The organism is Halobiforma lacisalsi AJ5 (assembly GCF_000226975.2).
In the GTDB taxonomy this organism is placed as follows: Archaea; Halobacteriota; Halobacteria; order Halobacteriales; family Natrialbaceae; genus Natronobacterium; species Natronobacterium lacisalsi.
In genome coordinates, this window is the sequence record NZ_CP019285.1 from 2,381,658 (window position 1) to 2,401,620 (window position 19,963).

Sequence of the window (19,963 nt, forward strand, 5' to 3'; positions counted from 1 at the left end):
AGAAGCGGCAATACTATTGATAGAGGATAATCCCGGCGACGTTCAACTCATAAAAGAATCCTTCTCGGACGGCAACATCGCAAACACACTCCAACGGTCACTGAGGGTCAAGCGGCCCTCGCAAGCGGCCCTCGACTTCGTTTATCGACGCAACGAGTACGAGGACGCTTCCGGACCGGACATCGGATTGCTCGACCTGATCCTGCCGAGAGTGGACGGTGAAGACGTTCTACATGAAATCGAACACCATCCCGAACTGGAACACGTCCCAGTGATCGTCCTGACCGGAGTGGACGAGACCCTCACTGAATCCCGCGATCTCTGTCACGACACGGACGAAGATGCAGTCCTCGAAAAGCCGGTCGATCCCGGCGAGTTCGCTGAGGTAATTCGGTCGTTCGATCAGTTCCGGTTATAGCAGTTATGCAGGATAACTGACGAAGACGGTCTCTACGACAACTTCTTGACCTGTACTGAACGATCACTACCTTCGAAACTTGACTTTCATTCCATGTCGCATTCCCGCCCCGTAGTCAGTAGAAACTGAACGTTCCACTCAGGTTCCGTCTGAAGACGTCTACTGAACAGAGAGTGTGAGTACAGCAGTCGGTGACTGTCGAGTTTACACGCAGTAAACCGCGAACCAACTGATCGATAGAACTGTGTCCTCCGTAGGGGAGACTTCTGTGCTAGACAAACACACAAGTACCGAACCCGTCGAACGTACGGGCATGGTACCGTCACTTGCCGACGAGGAATGTGAGGCCTGTACATCAGAGGACGAACCACTCACAGAGGCAGAGTATGCCGGCTACCTAACTGAAATCGACGATGATGTCTGGGAAGTGGTCAACGACCATCATCTCGAAGGAGTGTATCCGTTCGAAAATTTCCGCGACGCACTCGAGTTCACTTACGAGATCGGGGAACTCGCGGAAAAAGAGTGGCATCACCCAGACATTCATCTTCAGTGGGGCGAGGTGCGAGTCGAAATGTGGACGCACAAAATCGACGGACTGCACAAGACAGACTTCGTAATGGCGGCGCGCATGGATCGGATTCACGAAGCGTACGCTCCAGATTGAAACCGACTGAGAAGCGTCTCAACAGCTCAATACTCCCTCGAGTCGGTCATTCCGATGGCGGGTTGACACTCTCTCCGACCTCCGCAAGCGGTTCGTCGATGTCGAGGAGGGTCGCGCTTCGTTCCCACAGACGGCGTGCAGCGTCGTCGTTCCTGGCCGCCCGCGAAGGTGTTCTGGTCGACTGCTTCGCAAAATACTGGCCAGTGACGGCCGTGGCTTCGGGCGAGAGAGCAGCATACAGCAGTTCAGCAGCGCCATCGGCAACCGACGTGATACCGGGAACCACGTCGAGCGCGGAGACGAGCGCCGGAAGCGGTCGTGGCAGGAACCGGCTGAAGTCGGTTCCCGGAATCGCACCTGGATGGACGCTATTCGATCTGATCGATCGACCTTGGGCAGCGACCCGACGGGCGAGTTCCCTCGAAAAGAGAATATTCGCGAGTTTCGAGTGGCTGTAAGCCCGCATCGAGGAGTACGACTCGACCGTTTCGACACGATCCAGGTCGAGCGATACGCCGCGGTGTGCCGCCGACGATGTCGTGACGATACAGGCATCGTCGGTGAGGTGGTCGATCAGGTCCGCGGTCAGTTGATACGGTGCGATGTGATTGATGTGAAACGTGTACTCGACACCCTGATCAGTGAGTCGACCCGTACGGAAATACCCGCCAGCGTTGTTGAACAGGTAATCGAGACCATCGGTTTCCTCCCGAACTGTCCTGGCGAGTTCCCGAACGGCATCGATATCCGTGAAATCAGCAGGGACGAACGTCGCCTCGGCACCGATCGTCTCCAGTTCATCGACGACGGACTCGCCAGCGTCTACATCTCGTCCGTGAACGACTACATCAGCGCCGAGTCGGCCGAGCGCGAGGGCAGCAGCACGCCCAATTCCGTTCGTCGAACCCGTAATCAGCGCGGTTTGCCCGCTACAATTTACGTGACCCACGCCTGCGAGTCCCTCCGGACGATCGTTCATACCGCGACAACGAGTTCCGTTCTCAAGACGGCACTCCCTAACCGGACCGAGCACGAGGACGAACCGAACACCGAGTTGGTGAACGCGCCTCCGAAGATCGTTCCGTCGAGTTTCGATCGGAGTTCGGTGTCGTTGGATTCAACGCCAGCCGTCGTCGGTTACTGGTTCAAGAAACTGCGCGGAAGAGGTCTCACTGTCACCAGACGAAGTCAAGAAGCTGTTCCCCTGTCTGCTGTCCGTGTGTAGCGGGCACTTTAACAGCCTCTATCGCAAGCATGGGGATATGAGTACACGATCGGGCTCGTCTGAAGAGGCGTTCTGGGGGGATGCCGATGCAAACGTAGCCCTGCAACGCTACCGGACGCTCGTCAATACCATCGACGATGGAATCTACCAGCTCGATCGCGAGGGTCACTTCGTCGCCGTCAACGACGTGATCGCGGAAACGACCGGCTACTCACGTGACGAACTTCTCGGCGAGCACGTTTCGCTCGTCCTCGCCGATGGCGACATCGAACGAATCGAACGGAGAATCACGAGCCAACTCGAATCGAACAGGGGCGGGATCGCCACCTTCGAACTCGCCATACAAACTGCCGACGGAGGGGCGGTCCCGTGCGAACTGCGGATCAGTCTCTTGATCGAAGACGGGGAGTTCCAGGGGACTATCGGCGTCGCTCGCGACATCTCCGAGACGAAGCAACGACTGGACTCGTTGGCGTCAGCACACGCCTCCTACGACGCGATTACGAACGTGCTCGACGAAGCGAACGTCGGCGTCTTCATCCTCGACGACGGGTTCGACGTCGCCTGGGTCGACGAAACTGCTTGCCGGCATTTCGATCTCGATCGGGACGACCTCATCGGCCGGAACAAACGACAGGTCGTCACCGAAATCGCACAGGAGGCTATCGTGGACTCGGAACAATTTGCCGATCGAATTCTGTCGACCTACAATGACAATGACTACGTCGAACGGTTTGAATTCCGCATCTCTCCGGGCAACGACCGACAGGAGCGTTGGCTAGAGCACTACAGTGAACCGATCGAATCCGGCCAATACGCCGGTGGGCGCATCGAACTCTACTACGATATCACGGAGCGCAAACGATCCGAAGACGCCCTTCGCGAAACGGAAGAGCGCTTCCAATCACTGGTCGACGCCGTCGAGGAGTACGCTATTTTCCGCCTCGATATCGAGGGGAACGTCATCAGCTGGAACGAAGGCGCCAAGGAGATCAAAGGCTACGAGGCATCGGACATCCTGGGCGAACACTTCTCGAGGTTCTATACGGCCGAGGATCAAGCGGCGGGTGTTCCCGAACGGAATCTCCAGCGGGCACTCGAAACCGGTTCGACCGAGGACGAAGGGTGGCGGGTCCGCAAGGACGGCACGCAGTTCTGGGCAAACGTGACGATCACCGCCGTGTGGGACGACGATGGAACGCATCGTGGGTATCTCAAGGTCACCCGCGACATGACTGACCGACGGCGGCGCGAACAGGAACTGGAAACCGAACTCCAGCGGATCCTCGGTCGAATCTCCGACGCGTTCTTCGCCGTCGACGAAGGCTTCCGATTCACGCTGGTTAACGAGCGTGCCGAGGAACTCCTCCAGCGCTCCGAGGAGGAACTCCTCGAGGAACGCCTCTGGGATGTCCTCCCCGCTGCCGCCGAGATCGACGAAATGTGGGACGCCTTCCACACGGCGATGAACTCACAGAAAGCGACCAGTTACGAACTCTACTACGAGCCACTCGACTTCTGGATCGAAGCGAATCTTTACCCCTCCGAATCCGGTATTTCGGTGTACTTCCGGGACGTCACAGAGCGGAAGGAACGTGAACGAGCGCTCCAAGAGCGGGAACGGCAACTGTCGACGCTGATGGATAACGTCCCGGGAATGGTCTACCGGTGCCGCAACGAGCGGGGCTGGCCCATGGAGTTCGTCAGCGATGCCTGCCTGGAATTGACGGGCTACGACTCCGATTCCCTCGAGAGTGGCGACATCGAGTGGGGTCGCGATATCATGGTCGAGGAGGAGCGCGACACGCTCTGGGAAACCGTCCAGCGCACGACCGAAGAGGAGCCGATGTTCTCCGAGACGTATCGCATTGAAACCGCAGACGGCGAACGCCGGTGGGTCAAGGACTACGGTCGCGCCGTTTTCGACGACGGAACTCTCGGAAGCGTTGAAGGGATCATCGAGGACGTTACCGAGCGAAAAGAGCGGGAGCGAGCGCTCGAACACCGAGCACAACAACAGCAGGTCGTGGCCGACCTCGGGCAGTTCGCCCTGGAAACCGATGACGTGGACGAACTCATGCATGAAGCGGCCCGGAACGTCGCCGAGGTACTCGACAACGACTACTGTAAAGTGCTCGACCTCGATTCCTCCGAGCAAGAGTTGCTGCTGCGCCAGGGCGTGGGCTGGGATGAGGGAGTCGTTGGAAACGCGACCACCGCCATCGACGACAACTCGCAGGCCGGGTATACCTTGCTCTCCGAAGAACCAGTCGTCGTCGACGATCTCGACGCGGAAACGCGGTTCAGTGGGCCGGAACTGCTCACCTCACACGACGTACAGAGCGGGATCAGCACCATCATCGGGTCGATCGACAACCCGTGGGGAATTCTCGGCACGCACGATACCACCAAGCGCGACTTCACCGAGGAGGACCTCACCTTCGTTCAGAGCGTCGCCAACATCCTCGCCGAAGCGATCGAACGGAATCGGTACCAGCGAGAACTCGAGGAGGTGATAGCCGACCTCAGGGAATCCAACGAGCGGTTAGAGCAGTTCGCCTACGCGGCCTCGCACGACCTCCAGGAGCCGCTTCGGATGATTTCCAGTTATCTCCAGCTCATCGAGGATCGGTACGGCGACGAACTCGACGAGGACGGCGAGGAGTTCCTCGAGTTCGCGGTGGACGGGGCCGATCGGATGCGCGAGATGATCGATGGGCTGTTACAGTACTCGCGGGTCGAATCGCGCGGCGAACCGTTGCAACCGGTCGACCTCGATGCCGTTCTCGACGACGTTCGAGACGACCTCCGGGTGAAAATCGAAGAGAGTGATACCGAGATATCCGCCGACCCGTTGCCCCGCGTCAACGGCGACGAGGGGCAGTTGCGACAAGTCTTCCAGAATTTGCTGGAGAACGCTATCGAGTACAGCGGCGACGAGCCACCGGAGGTGGATATCACGGCCGAACGCGATAGCGACGAGTGGGTAATTTCCGTCAGCGACCGGGGCATCGGTATCGATCCGGAAGATACCGACCGTATCTTCGAAGTGTTCCAGAGCCTGCACGGACCGGACGATCATTCGGGAACGGGAATCGGATTAGCGCTCTGTGAGCGAATCGTCGAGCGCCACGATGGCGACATCTGGGTCGACTCGGAACCAGGCGACGGTGCCACCTTCTCGTTCACGCTGCCCGCTGTTCGGAAGGCTTCCAACGACTGAGCAGGGAGGTCGTTCTTCGGCGGACGTTCTCCTGGCCGCAGATAACCCGGATGGCGTTCGTCTGACGAAAGAAGCGTTCGAAGACGGTCGGATCGATAGTCCGCACCACATCGTTGGCGATGGGGCTGACGCGCTGGATTTCCCGTTCCAACGGGGGGAGTACGCTACTGCGCCCCGTCCGGATATCGTGTTCCTTGTGCTCGATCTTTCACGAAAGGACGGGGCGAGGTTCTCGAGGAGATGCAAGCGGCCCCCGACCTTCGACGGATACCGGTGGTCGTGTTGACGGGTTCTCGAGCCGAGGGGACGTTACGAGATCGGACGATCTCGGAGCGAATGCGTGTCTCACGAAGCCCACCGACCCGGACGAATTCATCGATAGTATCCGGAGGGTGGAGGAGTTTCGGTTGTCTACCGCTCGGCTCTACCCACGGTGACAGCTACGCAACGTGTAGTGATTTGATGGAACGCGAGGACGCTGCTCGCTTGGTCCACCCGAAGTCGACCGGACCACCGACAGTCGAACGGCCGTTCACCCATTCCTATTTCCTGAGATATCTCCGTCGCTCCAGGCCGCTTTACATGCTTCATCACAGAAGGATCGGATGACGAGATTCCCGTCAGTATCGGTATCCGTGATTATTGGGCACCACTCGTCCTTCGAGAGCGCTGCCCCGCAGTTGGCGCACAGCTCGAGTTCCTTGTTTAGAGGCGCGTCCGAAGGCGTTTGGTCCGGCTTTTCGTCTGGGTCTGGCATCGGCTAGTGGTTCTCCGGTGAACTCACGCTTCGAGACTACTCTCGCAGTCAGCGTCGGACGGCGTCACCGTCACCGTCACCTGCCTATCGCTGCTGATGGTAACGTCACATCCAGCGAACGTAAACTGGACCCGCAGGGATTCGTTTTGAACCTGTGATTGGAAGAGCTGGTCGATAGCATCGGGGTCGATCGCGTAGTACAGCGGAGGGAGTTCGGTCGGATCGACACCTTTGGTATCTGCGACGGCGGTAACGATATCGATGGTGACTGGCTCGGTGGCGGGCTCTGCACTTGCGGGGAGGGTGATCTCTGACACAACTATCGGTACGCCCGGCTCGGGGAAGGGGATTTATTGTTGATGCGTAACCGCCGTTCTCGTCGCCGGTTATTTATCTAGATCGGTGGCGTCTCATCGTATAGCATCCCGAGTAGTTCGCGCTGACTGGCGCGGAGGTGGTGATTGACCGTCGGCTGGGATACGCCCAACGCCTCGCCGATCTCTTCGCCGGTGCTCCTGCGCGGCGCGTCGAAAAACCCGCTGAAGTACGCAGTCCGGAGGACCTCGCGCTGTCGGTCAGTAATTCGTTCTTCGAATGCGGCTTTGAAATCCTCAGGCGTCCGTGCTCCCCGATCACGGGTTCGCCGTGCCGTCAGTTCCAACTCGTGGTACTTCGACTGCAGCATTTCGATGAATTCCCGGACGTCGGCCTGCGTAGAGAGGGCGACGACCACGCGCGCTTCCCCGGCTTCGGCCGTGATCGTCCGTGGGACTGCTCCGTGATCCAGTAGCGTTGCAATGATACTCCCTTCGTCCACGGTTACCTCGAACGTGCATTGCTCTTCGTCATCTTCGACGATGAGTCGGAGGTCTGAGAACGCGAGTGACTGCTCGACGAAGTCTTCGATCGCCGACCGCTCTGCACCATGGGTGGTGAAAAATGCGCTAAGGGACCCATCTTCGTACGATAAGACGTTATCGAGTTCGAACGTACAGTCCGCCCGATCGACCAGTCGGAGAAGTGGGACGTCGCTATCACGGACGCGGAACGCCAGTTCGATGATTTCGTCGCTCACGAGCGCTTGCTTGCTTTCGAGCGCGTTGATCGCGTGAGCGACGGTTTCCCCGAGTTCTTCGATGACCTGAGCTTCCATCCCGGTGAACGTTTCGGGCTGCTCGGCCTGAACCGTGAGAACACCGTAGAGCGTATTCTCGTAGAGAATCGGCACGCTGATCATGGACCGATAGCCCCGCTTGAGCGCTTCTTTCCGCCAGGGCTCGAACGGGGGATCCGACCGGATATCCTGGATCGTATACGGTTCGCGCGAGCGGGCGGCGATCCCGGCCGGGTGCTCCGCCGCCGGCCCGTCGTCGGTGTCGATGTCGAGATCGGCCACGTAGTCGGTCTCGATGCCAGCGGCAGCTACTGGGGTGATCGACTCGGAAGCCGCATCTTGCCGCCCGATCCAAGCGACCCGATACGGTCCGGCAGTCACCAATTCGGTACAGACTGCCTGTTCGATTTCGTCCCGCGTCGATGCGCCGATGAGCGCCTGGTCGATGGTTCTGATGATGCCGTTGATCCGATTGAGGCGGGCGAGCGAGTCGTTTTGGTCCTCGAGGGCCGCTTCCCGTTCGCGAAGGAGTTGTTGCCGGTCCACGTGGTCGAGGGCGGCTTCGAGATCCGCTGCAACGATCTTCACAAAATCGAGCGCCTCGTCGCTCGGGCGTTCGGGTTCTTCGAAGCCAGTGATGAAGACGCCGTGCCTACCGAGAGGGATGATAATGCCGCTCGCTATCGGCGGATCGGCCGGTAGCTGGTCGAACTGGTTCGTGAGATCATCGATGACGAGGGGCTCGTCGCTGCCGAACGCGTCCCAGGGAACGTCGGACGTCGGATTGAGAAACGGGACGTCCGACTGTAGCTGTTCGGCACGGGTCGTTTGCCCGAGCGGTCGGAGTGTGCCGCTTTCGTCGTCGTACAGGGCGATCATCGTGATCGGAAGATCCAGGTCGGTCTCCGCCGCATCAGTGACCGTTTCGCTGACGTCCCGTGGTGACTCGGCCTCGAGCAACTGGCGGCCCATCTCGTCGAGCGCGGCGAGGCGATCCTCACGGCGTTTGCGCTCCGTCAGGTCGCGCGTGACTTTTACGAAACCACGAAGTTCCTCGTCGTCGTCGTACAGGGCTGTGATGACGACGTTCGCCCAAAACCGCGAGCCGTCCTGTCGGAGACGCCAGCCTTCGTCTTCGACCCGTCCTCGAGCGGCAGCCTGTGCGAGCATTTCCTCGGGTGACCGATCCTCCCTGTTCTCGGGGTAGAAAAGCGAGAAGTGTTTGCCGACGATCTCCCGCTCCCGGTAGCCTTTGATTCGTTCGGCGCCCTCGTTCCAGGTCTGAATATAGCCCTCCGGATCCAGCATGAAGATGGCGTAGTCCTGAACCTCCTCGACCATCCGCTGGAATCGCTCTTTCTCCCGGCGGAGTCGTTCTTCGTATTCGTGGCGCTCGGTCATATCCCGCGTCACTTTCGCGAAGCCGCGCAACTCGTCGTCGTCACCCCAAATCGGTGTAATCGTTACGTTCGCCCAGAACCGCTCACCGTTTTTGTGGATCCGCCAGCCTTCGTCCTCCAGGTAGCCACGCTCTCGCGCCTTTTCCAGATTGTTCTCCGGAACGCTGGCCTCGACAGCGTCGTCCGGATAGAAGATGGAGAAATGCTCTCCGATGATTTCTTCTTCGGAGTACCCTTTCAACTGCTCGGCGCCGGTGTTCCAGCTCTGAACGATCCCGTTCGGATCCATCATGAAGATGGCGTATTCCGTGACCGCTTGAACAAGGGCTTGAAACTCTTCCCCACGTTCGGCTTCGATCGTCTCGCGTTGGTCAGCGGAACGCCACCACAACTCCCCACTTTCAGTCCGCTTTCGCTCGAGCGCATCCTGCTCTGCTAGCGCGTGAAGCTTCTCGGACGTACCCTGTCGTTCGCAACCCAGGGCCTCCGCAACTTCGGCCGTGGTGAGGGGCTCTCCGGATTTATCTAAAGCGTCGAAAACACGTTGCACGTCGGCTAGCGTCGGCTCTGGACGACCCGACTCATCCATGGATAGGGCTTGGTACTCTTCCGATGCGGAAAGGTCACTCGCCTAGGGGTCGTGGGTCGGTTGCTGGCCGGATTGTCCACGGAGCGATCTCACGACTTCAGTCGTGCGGCGACTCAAAGCGTTCGGTCCCGAGGTCGTCGGCGATGCGAACCGATCCACGCTGGCGACGCACCGATCGCGAACCGTGCTGTCGGTCGGGGAGTGGTCGTATCGTCGTCCGATTTTCTCGCGTTTCAATGTGTTGCGCACGCTCGAAGACGGAACGTGATCTTCCTGACCAGAAGCGCGTGCTGAACTGCGCATCGATGACTTTCTCCCCGTACTCCTCGAAGGTGTCGTCGAAGTCACAGTCGGCCACCAACTCCTCGAATTCCCCACATTCCTCGTCTAGACACGACCGGCGGCGTTTCACATCGTCTCGGCCCCTCGCTGGATGTCAACGGAGGCGTCGGCGAGCGTCACCGGCGCGACGTTGTCGGGATACGACGGCACGTATTTCAGTGCCAGCCGCCCACCCCACGATTGTCCGTACAGGTGAAATTGCTTCGTGCCGAGCGCCTCATGCACCACCTCGAGGCGCTCGGCATACTCGTCGATGGTGTAGTGGTCGTACACGCTGTCCGGAGGCTGATCGCCGTCGTCGATATAATCGTCCGGTGTTCGCCGTCCCAACCTTTTAGCCACTATTCCGAGACCATGCACCATGACTTCGGGACTGGATCCGACGGAGAAATATGACGGATCGATCCGGGTTCGACTCCTGGATGACGAATCCGGGACGGAAGAACTCAGTTGTAACTCGTACGAGGCTGCGATCGACGTCGTCAAGAAGAATCAGTACAGGGTGACGGCAGCGAAAATCGTGGACCGGGACGGTAACGTTGTCTTCACGTCCGCCGAGATGGATATCGACGACTGGGAAAGCGTCTGGCGACGGGAGAAACGCCGTCAATCCGTCGACGTTGACGAATACGACTGTCCCTACGATAGCGTTTCGTGTTTTGCTGAGGATCTATGTGTCCAGTGTCAAATAGACAAAGTCCAAAGCCAGTATTGAGCGGGTTTGTTGGTTCCTTTAGACGCTAGACAGTTATCCTCTTCTGAACGCACATGTACGAAATATGACCTCGCACGTCGGGGTAGACTGGGCCTCACGGGGCTGGCTCGCCGTGGGAACGGACGGGCAGGAATGGACCGCCCGAATGCATCCGTCGATACACAGCGTCTGGTTCGAGCATCGGGACGCAGACGCGATCCTGGTCGACGTTCCGATCGGCCTACCGGCGGATCACCGACGAACGTGCGACAGAGAAGCGAAAGACTTTCTCGGACCGGATCGAGCGAACAGCGTCTTCTGGACGCCCTGTCGAGCGGCCGTTGAGGCCACTACCTACGAACAGGCAAAAGAAGCCAATCAAATGCGTCGAGGCGACAGTCTGTCGAGCCAGGCGTGGGGACTCATCCCGCGGATCCAGGAAGTCGATCGGTTGCTCCGAGATGCCGAGACGGCGCGGCAAACGATCCTCGAATCACATCCCGACGTTTGCTTTACTGCTCTCAGCGGGGGTGATCCATTGAGTCCCAAACAGAGTGCTGCAGGCGAAACCGAGCGCATCGCCTGCCTCGAGGAGGTTGACGACGCTGTTCGACCTGCGTACGATCGATTCGTTTCGACGTATATCGAGGAGCAAGAGCCCTGGGCCCGGCGGATCGGCGCTTCGAACCGGGATGACTTGCTGGACGCGATGGTGCTGGCCCTTACCGCTACACTCGCCGACGGGGAGTTCGAGACGCTGCCGGCCGACCCCCCGACGGATCAAGAGGGGTTACCGATGCAGATCATCTACGCGGAAGCGTAGTTCGACCTGGTGGGCCAGCAGCCGCGAAACTCACTCTTCCTGGCTTCTGTCTGGCTCGACTTCGCGGATTCGAAGCGAATACTGATCCGGTACGTCGTCGATCAACACCCTGATCTTCAGTACTCGTTCCTCAGTTGCGAGTTCTCGCATCGTTTCCATCTGCGATCGTTCGAAGGACGCGTTTCCCGTTTTGATCTCACAGTAGTATCGCTCGAGGACGTCGCCGTTCCAGCCGTCCCTCGCCACGAGTTTACAGTCCGGACGCCAGGTACGTCGCTCCGCATCGGACTCGGACCTCGACCTCGAACTCGAGTCACCCCTCTCGCTGCGCTCGGCCCTCGAGTTCGCGGCAGCGTACGCCGCGATCCTCTTCGCTTCGGTCGGTTCGCAGGCGTGAATCGGCGACCTCGGCGTCCTCGTCTTCGTCCTCACGTGACGGCGCTGGAGTCAGTCTTCGGTCTCGTCGACCGGTTCGTCGCCGGCCGGTTCGGGACCGCCGTCGCCTTCGGGCTCGGGCTGTGGACCGCCGCCGGTCTGTGCCTCCTGGGCGTCGCCCCAGCCGCCGCTGTCGACGACTTCGAACAGCTTGCGCCAGTTCTCATCGGACTCGCTTTCAGGGAGCTGATCGCGAAGCTGCTGGAAGTCCGAGCCCGGGACCTCGGATTCAACGAGGTCGACGACGATCCGCGCGTGGTAGGCGGCCTCCGCGGGATCGGTGCGGCCCCCTTCGCGCTCGGTGACTCGGTCGAGGAACTCCTGCCAGTCGAACCGCTGTCCGTGCTCCTTGACGGCACCGGTCAGGTACCACTTGATCTCTACAGGGAGCGATGCGGCCAGATCCTCGGCTGCCCCCTCCGGGATTCGCTCGCCCAGAGTCATGAGTGTCACCCTGATCGCCCGGACCGTCCGGCCGGTGTCCGGCAGTTCGAGACGGTGCTGTATTTCGCCCGTGAACTCATCGAAATCCATCGCAGTCCCTTCGTCGCCGAGCAGGGACGTCAAGCCACGTGGGATCGGTAGCATTCCTGATCCGTCGGCTGACGGCGACGGTCGTCGTCGTCGACGACGGCGTCGCGACGGGGTCGACCGCCAGAGCCTGTCTTTCGCGCCTCGAGGCGTCCGACGCCGATCGGGTCGTCCTCGCGGTCCCCGTCGGCCCGCCGGACACGATCACAGCCCTCGAAGAGCAGGCCGACCAGGTCGTCTGTCTCGAGATACCGACCGGCTTCCGGGGGGTCGGCCAGTTGTACAGGGATTTCACGCAGGTCTCGGACGAAGAGGCGATGGATTACCTCGAGCAGTGATGATCCGCGACGAGAAGATCTACGACCGGACGGGGAAACCGCCCCGCGTGGATCTGGAAAACACGGTCCGGCTGGCTTCTCGAAGAGGAGCTACCGGACGACCGTTACCGGGATCGTCGCCCGCTCGACGATCGACTTCGCGACGCTGCCGACCATCGCGTCGGTCCGTTCCGAGCGACCGCGATGGCCGACGAAAATCGCGTCGAATCCCTTCTCGTCGGCGTAGTCGGAGATCTCCGTGACTGGATCGCCGTAGAGGAGTTCGACTTCGACATCCTGGCCGAGCTCGGCGGCGAAGTCCGCCGCGTCCTCGAGCAAGTCGAGCCCTCGCTGTTCGACGTCGGCGACGCTCTCGAGGGTCAGCCGACGGTCTGCATCCCACAGCGAGACGTTCGGTTCGTCTCCGCCCTCGTCGCGGACGGTAGGATCGGCCGCGTAGACGATCGTGATCGAGCCGTCCATCGCATCCGCGATGTCGGCAGCGTAAGCGAGGGCGTTCTCTGATTCTTCGGAGCCGTCGACGGCCACGAGAAACTTCATGCGGTCCCAGTCGACGTCCACGGAGTTAAAGGGGGCTCCCGTTTCACTGGCCTATCCTTATTTTATCAGCGACGGAGTACTCCACAGTTCACGGATCGATCTCGGCTACGACGACGGTACCGCCGAAGAACGCTACCTCTCGAGAGCGACCAGGGAGATTGACGATGACCCTGGACGTCCCTGTTTCCGAGCCGCCGGACCTGTCGAACTCTTCCGAGACTTGGGCGACGAAAGCCGGGTTCGACGCCCTATGGCCTCCAGAGGACGCGACGGCGACGTGCACGACGCCTTCGACGACGAAACGACGACGAGCAACATCGAACTCGAGGAGCTAACCCAGGCGGTAATCGAACTAATCGCGGACGGATCTCCGGACTGGCGCGACGAGCCGTCGGACTGCGGCTGTGACGAAGAGAGGGTCCGGGAGGGTATCGACGTCGTCGGAGACGGCCTCGTCGACGTCGTCCCCTCCCGGAGTTCGAGCGGACGTTCACACAGTTATCGGCCAGTACTATCCCCTGTTCGGCGTCAAAGCGACCGTCAGGTCTCCGGACCGATGCGCTTGACCCGTCCCCGTGCACCGGATTTGAGTTTGACGAGGATTCCCTCGGGATGGGTGCGCTCGTCGGTGAGGACGGCGCCGACCTCGCCAACGATCCGGTCGCCGTTCTCCTGTTCGATCTCGACGGTCATCCCCTGGACGAGTTCGTCCCGCGTTGGCAAGTCCGCCGACATACGCGTCTCCGGACGACGCCGATGCCCTTAGAGGATTGCGTCGATGCGAACCCGTCGTCCTGTCGGCTCAAGCGGTAGTCACGTACTCTTCGGAGCGGCTGGAGCATGTCGGTGTACCTCGCTCGAGAGACGAAACCGGGACTATATGCCGAGTGCCCGCTGTGCCGAGACGTCGTGAACCCGCAATAGCCACCCATGCTATTTGAAGATATGAATCGGCTACGGGGCCGGAAAACCCAGAAAGAGGCCGTGTACGACTGCCGGTGGTGCGGAGCCACTGTCGATAGAGACATCGAGACTTGTCCTGCCTGCGGTGCAGAAGGGACCAGTACCGAATCTCCTAGGACACACCAGAGGAATACAACCCGATCGTCGATGTAGCGGAGAACACGGGACCACCGTCCAGGAACGCACGGACCGCGCCTGTGACTACGTATCAGCGACACAGATCTCCTCCCTCACGCCTACACATCCAAGTGTCAGTCCGTCGTTAGCGCCTATGCTACTTCCCGGCAAAGGTGCAGACGAACTTTCGAAGAGAACTCAAAAATACGCTGCCGAACCTCCGATGGCGACCGCCACTGAAGTCCCACGACCACGATCACCACCGATAGACACGACCCCGTCACACTGGGGAATACGTTTACTGGACGGACAGCAACGATTATTCAGTCTTTGATGTATCCTGGGCCAAATGGTAAACTCACGCCTCTCATTTGTTGTTCCATGTCACCGGAGGCAGACGAGATTCGCGTGTGGCTCGTTGAACGTGGGTACAACAACCGTGATCTAATCGTTCTCAAGTACACGACACCCGAAGGAGATCGAGTCTTCCGGAAAGAAGTTGCGTCGCAGGCTCTAGAGACGGTGACCGCCGCAAAAGATGTCTCCCCTGACAATCTTGGAACCGTCGACGAGACTGAAGTGCAAGAACGGTATGCTGCTGAAGCTACGCGAATGGCAGAGAACCACGATCCCGATGACCCGGTGTAACCGCTACCAACAAAGAAACACCTTCCTACGCTATATGCAATGTCGGATACCTGTGGCCTAGTTTTCGTCCCTTCGTTAGCCGAACTATTCCAATTCCTCCTCTGGGGAGTGTGTTCCGTCATCGGTATTCGGCTGCAGTTGGCGGATCAAATTCAGGTGCATGAGATGGAGATGCATCCCGATTCCGTACAGGATTAGCCCCAACCCCGCGAAGATTAGCGGGAGGAGTATCGAATCAATTGCCTGTGACACGCTATCTAAATTTGCCGGTAAGATGCCCACAACTGCCAAGAGGAACGCACACAGGATGACGAGGTATCCCACACGAACTGCGCGAGAATAGCCTCCGACCTGTTGAATTCGACGCTCGATTTCGTTTTGCGTGGGACGCGATTTTTCGTTAGTCATAGACGGATGCAAGTCGATAATCGGTGGTTGAAAGGATAGTTATGCAACTTGCAAATATATTGACTGGCTGTGTCGTGCTACCACGCATAGATACGGGAAATCTGATCGAGTCCGAGACTCGATGTTAGGAGCAGAAAGTGAAAGTCATTCTGACCGTTCGAGCCTTTTCCGGCGGGTCTCGAACTCTTCGTCGGTGAGATCGCCGCGAGCATATGCTCTCCGTAATTCCTCCATCTCCGAGGTTTGCGACGGTTGATTTTTCGTTGTGCTTCGAATGACGAGATACCCGCCGCCGAGTAGGACGAGAAGGAAGACGGTCGGGACGAGTATCCCGGTGAACGGCCACTAGCCGCCGGAAGTCCCGTTCCCACTCATCATTCCGCCGTATCCCATCATTCCTCCGAATCCGAACCCCATCGTGAGCATCGGCAGTACGATAATTGCTCCGAGGAGTAGAAGGATGAGCGTCGTCGTGTCGAGTTGATTTGAGGATGACATCGGTTTCAGGCCTCCGAGGCGGGTTCGAAGTCGTCTGTGACGGCCGACAGCGTGCGTTCGATCCTCTCCTGAACTTCGGTTGCGATACCGTCGAGTGCCTCGTTGTCGGCGATCCCAAGGAGTTTGTGGGGGTCGACAGCACTCACTACGACCTCTCTGTCGTCGGTTTCGTAGACGATGACGTTACACGGGAGGAGCGCCCCGAGTTCGGTTTCCTCGGTTATTCCCTCGTGTGCGAGTGCCGGGTTGCACGCACCGAGAATTCTGTATTGCTGGAATTCCTCTCCGAGTTTCTCCTCGAGCGTGGCTTGGACGTCGATGTCACAGAGGACACCGAATCCTTCGTCCTCGAGCGAAGCGATCGTGGCATCGACGACCTCGTCGAAGTCACCTGATACGGATGTTTGTATGGTATAGTCCATACACTACACAACTATCCGCATCCATTTAACAGTGTGCTTGCAGAATAGGGGTCAGCGGTAGTATCCTCGGAACCGTTCTCAATAGGTGTCGTGGGAGTCAGGGGCGACTGTCACGATGATGGTTGCAGTCGTGATGGCCACGATCAGTAAAACGGGTTCAGAATAAGTAAACTGTCCCAGGGTCGAGCCTCGAGATTAGCGTCGTCTACGTGGGTGAGTTCCGTGGCGAGGCTTTCCAGAACGGTGGCATCTGTGTCGGCCATTTTGGGCCCTCCGACCGGAAGGATCGTCCTGCTTTCCGCCATTTCGTTCTCCCTTCGACCGGTTCTCCCTGTTCGCGGTCGCACCTGCTGTCCCGGGATCGATATCCAGCCGATCCGTGGCATCGTCGATCTCTAGTAGGGTCTCTATTCGACGCTCGAACTCCGTGTCGCTGATTTCGCCAACTGCGTACTGGTGCTTGAGGGTATCTAGAGCCGCCGTTTTATCCGTCGAACCGTTCGAAATCTCACTGTCCGTACTAGGACGCCGGTTCAGTTCCCCGCTGGCCAGTGTCCACACTGTGACAGCCCCAACGACAAACAGAGGGAGGAGCCAGAACCAAGTGCTGTTCGACTCTGTCGCCGCGAGTCCACTGCCAAGCAGCAAAAAACCGATGGCCCAGAGACGATTGATCCGTCGACCCAGAATTGTTTGTCCAATACATTACCGCTACATCCGGACGATCAAAAGGTTCACGGCGCCATGCAGGGCGACCTACCTAACACGCGTCCAGATAGTCAGGTGTTCCGCCCGGTGATCGTGCTCGGACACGCTACGACCGCGAAACCCCCGACGAAGCGGCCATCAAAGAAGTCACAGTTAGAAGGGGCAACCGGCGACTGGTCCCTCTCTTTCGGCCTGAAAACCCGACGACAACAGCCTTCCCGAGAAACCCGCTCTCGACTCGCTCAACGCGAGCAACAGCATCGGCATCGACCTCGGCAGTGTCGACTATATCCACACTACCGACGGGACGACCGTTGATCGGCTCTCCCACGAAGACGGATACGAGCGACTCCGGCGTGAGCAACGCAAATCGTCTCGCGGACGTCGACTGAAAACGGAACTGAGCGGAACGGCTGATCGTTCTCTCACGGTCCGTCGCCAGTGGTCAGACAGCCGAACGGAGTGTGCCCGTTCAGCGCAGGAACCCGAACAGTTCGTAGTCGTAGTCAGGGTCGTACCGGCGGAACAGCAGGCTGTTCGATAGTACGGAGACGCTCGAGAACGCCATTGCGGCGGCGGCCAGCACCGGTTGGAGCAACCCGAGCGAGGCGAGCGGGATGAGCGTCGTGTTGTAGCCCAGGGCCCAGACGAGGTTCTGCTTGATCTTCTGGAGCGTCGCGTCGGAGATGCGGATTGCCTTCACGACGTCGACCGGATCGTCGCGCATCAGCGTCACGTCGGCCGCTTCGATGGCGACGTCCGTCCCGCTGCCGATCGCCGTGCCGACATGTGCGACGGCCAGCGCTGGGGCGTCGTTAACCCCGTCACCCACCATCATCGCCTGTCGGCCCTCCGCCTGAATCGCCTCGACCGCGTCGGACTTGTCTTCGGGGAGGACTTCGGCCCGAACGTTTTCCGGGTCGATTCCGACTCGTTCGGCGACGGCGCGGGCCGTCCGATCGTTGTCGCCAGTGATCATCATCACGTCGGTACCACGTTCGTGGAGTGCGGTGACCGCCTCTTCGGCGCTCTCTTTAACGGTGTCGGCATCGGCGATCACGCCCGCGAGCACGCCCTCGTCCGCGTCGGCCGGCACGTGGGCGACGAGCATCGCCGTCTTCCCCTCGTTCTCGAGTCGTTCCATCGTCTCCTCGGCGGGTGCGGGGTCGACCCCATTGTCCCGGAGCAGCTTCCGGTTCCCGACGAGTACCTCGTCGCCGTCGACGGTGGCTCGGACGCCGTGTCCGGGGACGTTCTCGAAGGACTCGGGATCGGACACCTCGAGCCCGCGTTCTTCGGCGCCCTCGACGATGGCTCGGGCGAGCGGGTGTTCGCTAGCGCTCTCGGCCGCTGCCGCGAGTCGGAGCACGTCGTCTTCCGTGAGCCGGCCGCTGGTGGCAGGGATGCCGCTGTCGGCCGCTGCCGTCCCGCCGTCGGGCACCGGGCGGTCGTCCGCGTCGAATGCAACGACGTCGGTCAGCTCCATCTCGCCCTCGGTGAGCGTCCCGGTCTTGTCGAAGACGACCGTGTCGACGTCCTTCGCGCGCTCCAGAATGTCACCGCCCTTGAACAGGACGCCGTTTTGCGCACCGATCGCGGTCCCGACCATCGTCGCCGCGGGCGTCGCCAGTCCGAGCGCACAGGGACAGGCGATCAGGACCGCCGAGGCGAACACGACGATCGCGAACTCGAAGACCGAGACGCTACCGCCGGCCGGCGCCGGACCGCCGGCAACCTGTCCCCACAGCGGGAGCCACTCGACGAAGCTCGCCAACGCCTCGGGGAAGAGGAACCAGACGGTGCCCCAGAACAGGGCGTTGGCGATGACGGCGGGGACGAAGTACGCCGAGATCCGATCGGCCAGGTTCTGGATCTCCGGCTGGCGGGACTGCGCCTCCTTGACAGTCTGAACGATCTGCTGAAGCGCCGTGTCCGAGCCGACGTTCGTCGCCTCCACGGTCAGCACCCCGTTCTCGTTGATCGTCGAGCCGACGACCTCGTCACCCGCTTCCTTCTCGACGGGGACGGACTCGCCGGTCACCATCGATTCGTCGACGGCGGACTGACCGTCGACAACGACCCCGTCGGTCGGGATCTTCTCGCCGGGCCGGACTTTCATCCGGTCGCCGACGTCGACCTCCTCGAGGGGGACCTCCCGCTCGGTGCCGTCCTCGTCGACGATCGTGGCCGTCTCGGCCTCCATTTCGAGGAGCTTCCGAAGGGCGTCGCCGGCCTGGCCTTTCGACCGGGCCTCGAGGTAGTTCCCGAGCGTGATGAACACGAGGATCAGCGCCGCGGTGTCGAAGTACGTCTGCCCGGCGACCACCCCCAGCAGGACGGCGAGGCTGTAGATGTACGCCGTCGAGGACCCCAGCGCGATGAGCACGTCCATGTTCGCCCGACCGTTCTTCACGATCGCTTTGTAGGAATTCTCATAGAACGGTTTGCCGAGGACGACCTGGACCGGCGTGGCGAGCAGGAAGCCAACCCACTCGAACTCGAACCCGAAGACGGTGTCAGGGAAGACGGTTCCGCCCAGAAGGAACCGATCGGCCAGGAAGAACAGGAAGGGTGCCGACAGCACCGCCCCGAAGAGCGTCAGTCGGAGCTGTTTAGTGATTTCTTCCTGGCGGGCGGCGTCGCGTCGTTCCTGGTCCGACTCCGCAGCGCCGTCATCGTCACGGATGGGCGTGTAGCCCGCTTCCTCGACCGTGTCGTAGAGTTCGGACCGCGAGACATCGGCGGGGTTGAACTCGACCTGCGCCTCGTCGGTTGCGTAGTTCGCCTCCGCGGTGATGACGCCGGGCACCAGTTCGAGGGCCTCCTCGTTGGTGTCGGCGCAGTTCGCACAGGTCATGTCCGCGATGCCGATCGACGCGGTCGCGGACTCGGCATGGTAGCCGGCCTCGTCGATCGCGTCGTAGATCTCTGCGAGCGATACCGCTCCTGGATCGTACTCGACGGTGCCCTCGTCGGTGGCGAAGTTGATGTTCGCCTCCGAGACGCCGTCGAGCGCTTCCAGGGATTCGGTGATCGACTGCGAGCAGTTCGCGCAGCTCATCCCCTGAATCTCGAGACGACTGGTTCGATGACTCACTATCGT

General features: G+C 60.2%; 19 protein-coding genes and 3 pseudogenes. 9 read left to right on the forward strand and 13 right to left on the reverse strand.

All coding sequences use genetic code 11. From position 1 onward, the window contains the following. Positions 1–16 precede the first annotated feature (16 nt). Together CHINAEXTREME_RS11460 and CHINAEXTREME_RS11465 are read left to right on the forward strand one after the other, a co-directional pair. Positions 17–418 (forward strand): response regulator, encoded by a 402-nt coding sequence (locus CHINAEXTREME_RS11460; protein WP_007143685.1) that lies wholly within the window; start codon positions 17–19, stop codon positions 416–418. A gap of 313 nt (positions 419–731) precedes the next feature. Further along, positions 732–1,085, forward strand: a complete 354-nt coding sequence (locus CHINAEXTREME_RS11465; protein WP_007143686.1) for a 4a-hydroxytetrahydrobiopterin dehydratase — start codon at positions 732–734, stop codon at positions 1,083–1,085. Positions 1,086–1,131: 46 nt separating this feature from the next. On the opposite strand, the gene CHINAEXTREME_RS11470 is transcribed toward CHINAEXTREME_RS11465, so the two are convergent. Then, positions 1,132–2,064 carry an SDR family NAD(P)-dependent oxidoreductase gene (locus tag CHINAEXTREME_RS11470; protein ID WP_007143687.1) on the reverse strand — a complete coding sequence of 311 codons (933 nt, stop codon included), beginning with the start codon at positions 2,062–2,064 and terminating at the stop codon, positions 1,132–1,134. Positions 2,065–2,347: 283 nt separating this feature from the next. Between CHINAEXTREME_RS11470 and CHINAEXTREME_RS11475 the strand changes: the two genes are divergently transcribed. Continuing rightward, entirely contained in the window at positions 2,348–5,533 is a 3,186-nt protein-coding gene (locus CHINAEXTREME_RS11475) for a PAS domain S-box protein (RefSeq protein WP_007143688.1), read from the forward strand. Continuing rightward, positions 5,508–5,970 (forward strand): annotated as a pseudogene (locus CHINAEXTREME_RS22210) (response regulator). The gene CHINAEXTREME_RS11475 and the pseudogene CHINAEXTREME_RS22210 overlap by 26 nt, the downstream one beginning before the upstream one ends. Before the next feature lie 95 nt (positions 5,971–6,065). Here CHINAEXTREME_RS22210 and CHINAEXTREME_RS22625 read toward each other — a convergent pair. From CHINAEXTREME_RS22625 to CHINAEXTREME_RS11515, 5 genes are all read right to left on the reverse strand, one after another. Then, on the reverse strand, positions 6,066–6,290 hold the full coding sequence (locus CHINAEXTREME_RS22625) for a DUF7576 family protein (protein WP_076738729.1): 225 nt from the start codon (positions 6,288–6,290) through the stop codon (positions 6,066–6,068). A gap of 23 nt (positions 6,291–6,313) precedes the next feature. Further along, positions 6,314–6,607 (reverse strand): HalOD1 output domain-containing protein, encoded by a 294-nt coding sequence (locus CHINAEXTREME_RS11490; RefSeq protein ID WP_007143689.1) that lies wholly within the window; start codon positions 6,605–6,607, stop codon positions 6,314–6,316. Between the two features lie 77 nt (positions 6,608–6,684). Beyond that, positions 6,685–9,393 (reverse strand): PAS domain S-box protein, encoded by a 2,709-nt coding sequence (locus tag CHINAEXTREME_RS11495; RefSeq protein ID WP_274520294.1) that lies wholly within the window; start codon positions 9,391–9,393, stop codon positions 6,685–6,687. Between the two features lie 97 nt (positions 9,394–9,490). Beyond that, positions 9,491–9,805: a hypothetical protein gene (locus CHINAEXTREME_RS11510; RefSeq protein WP_238593259.1), complete on the reverse strand. Its 315-nt coding sequence runs from the start codon at positions 9,803–9,805 to the stop codon at positions 9,491–9,493. Further along, positions 9,802–10,098: an alpha/beta fold hydrolase gene (locus tag CHINAEXTREME_RS11515; protein ID WP_007143692.1), complete on the reverse strand. Its 297-nt coding sequence runs from the start codon at positions 10,096–10,098 to the stop codon at positions 9,802–9,804. The genes CHINAEXTREME_RS11510 and CHINAEXTREME_RS11515 overlap by 4 nt, the downstream gene beginning before the upstream one ends. On the opposite strand from CHINAEXTREME_RS11515, the gene CHINAEXTREME_RS11520 reads away from it, so the two are divergent. Then, a complete protein-coding gene (locus CHINAEXTREME_RS11520; protein ID WP_007143693.1) occupies positions 10,097–10,450 on the forward strand; it encodes a hypothetical protein in 354 nt (117 codons plus the stop codon). The two genes, CHINAEXTREME_RS11515 and CHINAEXTREME_RS11520, sit on opposite strands and share 2 nt — an antisense overlap. A gap of 64 nt (positions 10,451–10,514) precedes the next feature. Continuing rightward, entirely contained in the window at positions 10,515–11,252 is a 738-nt protein-coding gene (locus tag CHINAEXTREME_RS11525; protein ID WP_007143694.1) for a DUF429 domain-containing protein, read from the forward strand. Between the two features lie 30 nt (positions 11,253–11,282). On the opposite strand, the gene CHINAEXTREME_RS22215 is transcribed toward CHINAEXTREME_RS11525, so the two are convergent. Continuing rightward, positions 11,283–11,498 (reverse strand): hypothetical protein, encoded by a 216-nt coding sequence (locus tag CHINAEXTREME_RS22215; protein ID WP_238593261.1) that lies wholly within the window; start codon positions 11,496–11,498, stop codon positions 11,283–11,285. Positions 11,499–11,699: 201 nt separating this feature from the next. Next, positions 11,700–12,221: a DUF2267 domain-containing protein gene (locus tag CHINAEXTREME_RS11535; RefSeq protein WP_044961745.1), complete on the reverse strand. Its 522-nt coding sequence runs from the start codon at positions 12,219–12,221 to the stop codon at positions 11,700–11,702. A gap of 77 nt (positions 12,222–12,298) precedes the next feature. On the opposite strand from CHINAEXTREME_RS11535, the pseudogene CHINAEXTREME_RS11540 reads away from it, so the two are divergent. Beyond that, positions 12,299–12,556: pseudogene (locus CHINAEXTREME_RS11540) on the forward strand (phosphoribosyltransferase family protein); the annotation flags it as partial. 90 nt (positions 12,557–12,646) lie between these two features. Here the strand turns inward: CHINAEXTREME_RS11540 and CHINAEXTREME_RS11545 are convergent. Then, on the reverse strand, positions 12,647–13,096 hold the full coding sequence (locus CHINAEXTREME_RS11545; RefSeq protein ID WP_007143698.1) for a universal stress protein: 450 nt from the start codon (positions 13,094–13,096) through the stop codon (positions 12,647–12,649). Positions 13,097–13,636: 540 nt separating this feature from the next. Then, complete coding sequence (locus tag CHINAEXTREME_RS11550; RefSeq protein WP_007143699.1) at positions 13,637–13,831, reverse strand: DUF2196 domain-containing protein; 195 nt, start codon at positions 13,829–13,831, stop codon at positions 13,637–13,639. A 105-nt stretch (positions 13,832–13,936) separates the two neighbouring features. Here CHINAEXTREME_RS11550 and CHINAEXTREME_RS22630 point away from each other — a divergent pair, with 105 nt between their 5' ends. Together CHINAEXTREME_RS22630 and CHINAEXTREME_RS11560 are read left to right on the forward strand one after the other, a co-directional pair. Beyond that, on the forward strand, positions 13,937–14,020 hold the full coding sequence (locus CHINAEXTREME_RS22630; RefSeq protein WP_449289599.1) for a DUF7837 family putative zinc-binding protein: 84 nt from the start codon (positions 13,937–13,939) through the stop codon (positions 14,018–14,020). A 537-nt stretch (positions 14,021–14,557) separates the two neighbouring features. Then, complete coding sequence (locus CHINAEXTREME_RS11560; protein WP_007143700.1) at positions 14,558–14,824, forward strand: hypothetical protein; 267 nt, start codon at positions 14,558–14,560, stop codon at positions 14,822–14,824. 552 nt (positions 14,825–15,376) lie between these two features. Here the strand turns inward: CHINAEXTREME_RS11560 and CHINAEXTREME_RS22550 are convergent. From CHINAEXTREME_RS22550 to CHINAEXTREME_RS11585, 3 genes and pseudogenes are all read right to left on the reverse strand, one after another. Beyond that, positions 15,377–15,730, reverse strand: a pseudogene (locus CHINAEXTREME_RS22550) (SHOCT domain-containing protein). Positions 15,731–15,735: 5 nt separating this feature from the next. Beyond that, complete coding sequence (locus CHINAEXTREME_RS11575) at positions 15,736–16,152, reverse strand: DUF302 domain-containing protein (RefSeq protein WP_007143703.1); 417 nt, start codon at positions 16,150–16,152, stop codon at positions 15,736–15,738. A gap of 1,180 nt (positions 16,153–17,332) precedes the next feature. Beyond that, a complete protein-coding gene (locus tag CHINAEXTREME_RS11585) occupies positions 17,333–19,921 on the reverse strand; it encodes a heavy metal translocating P-type ATPase (protein ID WP_044961739.1) in 2,589 nt (862 codons plus the stop codon). Positions 19,922–19,963: the final 42 nt, after the last annotated feature.

What these genes read in the sequence shown, in the direction of transcription:
- CHINAEXTREME_RS11465 (WP_007143686.1), top strand. Translation starts at nt 732, where the DNA reads ATGGTACCGTCACTTGCCGACGAGGAATGTGAGGCCTGTACATCAGAG.
- CHINAEXTREME_RS11470 (WP_007143687.1), bottom strand. Translation starts at nt 2,064, where the DNA reads ATGAACGATCGTCCGGAGGGACTCGCAGGCGTGGGTCACGTAAATTGT.
- CHINAEXTREME_RS11475 (WP_007143688.1), top strand. Translation starts at nt 2,348, where the DNA reads ATGAGTACACGATCGGGCTCGTCTGAAGAGGCGTTCTGGGGGGATGCC.
- CHINAEXTREME_RS22625 (WP_076738729.1), bottom strand. Translation starts at nt 6,290, where the DNA reads ATGCCAGACCCAGACGAAAAGCCGGACCAAACGCCTTCGGACGCGCCT.
- CHINAEXTREME_RS11495 (WP_274520294.1), bottom strand. Translation starts at nt 9,393, where the DNA reads ATGGATGAGTCGGGTCGTCCAGAGCCGACGCTAGCCGACGTGCAACGT.
- CHINAEXTREME_RS11520 (WP_007143693.1), top strand. Translation starts at nt 10,097, where the DNA reads ATGACTTCGGGACTGGATCCGACGGAGAAATATGACGGATCGATCCGG.
- CHINAEXTREME_RS11515 (WP_007143692.1), bottom strand. Translation starts at nt 10,098, where the DNA reads ATGGTGCATGGTCTCGGAATAGTGGCTAAAAGGTTGGGACGGCGAACA.
- CHINAEXTREME_RS11525 (WP_007143694.1), top strand. Translation starts at nt 10,515, where the DNA reads ATGACCTCGCACGTCGGGGTAGACTGGGCCTCACGGGGCTGGCTCGCC.
- CHINAEXTREME_RS11535 (WP_044961745.1), bottom strand. Translation starts at nt 12,221, where the DNA reads ATGGATTTCGATGAGTTCACGGGCGAAATACAGCACCGTCTCGAACTG.
- CHINAEXTREME_RS11545 (WP_007143698.1), bottom strand. Translation starts at nt 13,096, where the DNA reads ATGAAGTTTCTCGTGGCCGTCGACGGCTCCGAAGAATCAGAGAACGCC.
- CHINAEXTREME_RS11550 (WP_007143699.1), bottom strand. Translation starts at nt 13,831, where the DNA reads ATGTCGGCGGACTTGCCAACGCGGGACGAACTCGTCCAGGGGATGACC.
- CHINAEXTREME_RS22630 (WP_449289599.1), top strand. Translation starts at nt 13,937, where the DNA reads ATGTCGGTGTACCTCGCTCGAGAGACGAAACCGGGACTATATGCCGAG.
- CHINAEXTREME_RS11560 (WP_007143700.1), top strand. Translation starts at nt 14,558, where the DNA reads ATGTCACCGGAGGCAGACGAGATTCGCGTGTGGCTCGTTGAACGTGGG.
- CHINAEXTREME_RS11575 (WP_007143703.1), bottom strand. Translation starts at nt 16,152, where the DNA reads ATGGACTATACCATACAAACATCCGTATCAGGTGACTTCGACGAGGTC.
- CHINAEXTREME_RS11585 (WP_044961739.1), bottom strand. Translation starts at nt 19,921, where the DNA reads ATGAGCTGCGCGAACTGCTCGCAGTCGATCACCGAATCCCTGGAAGCG.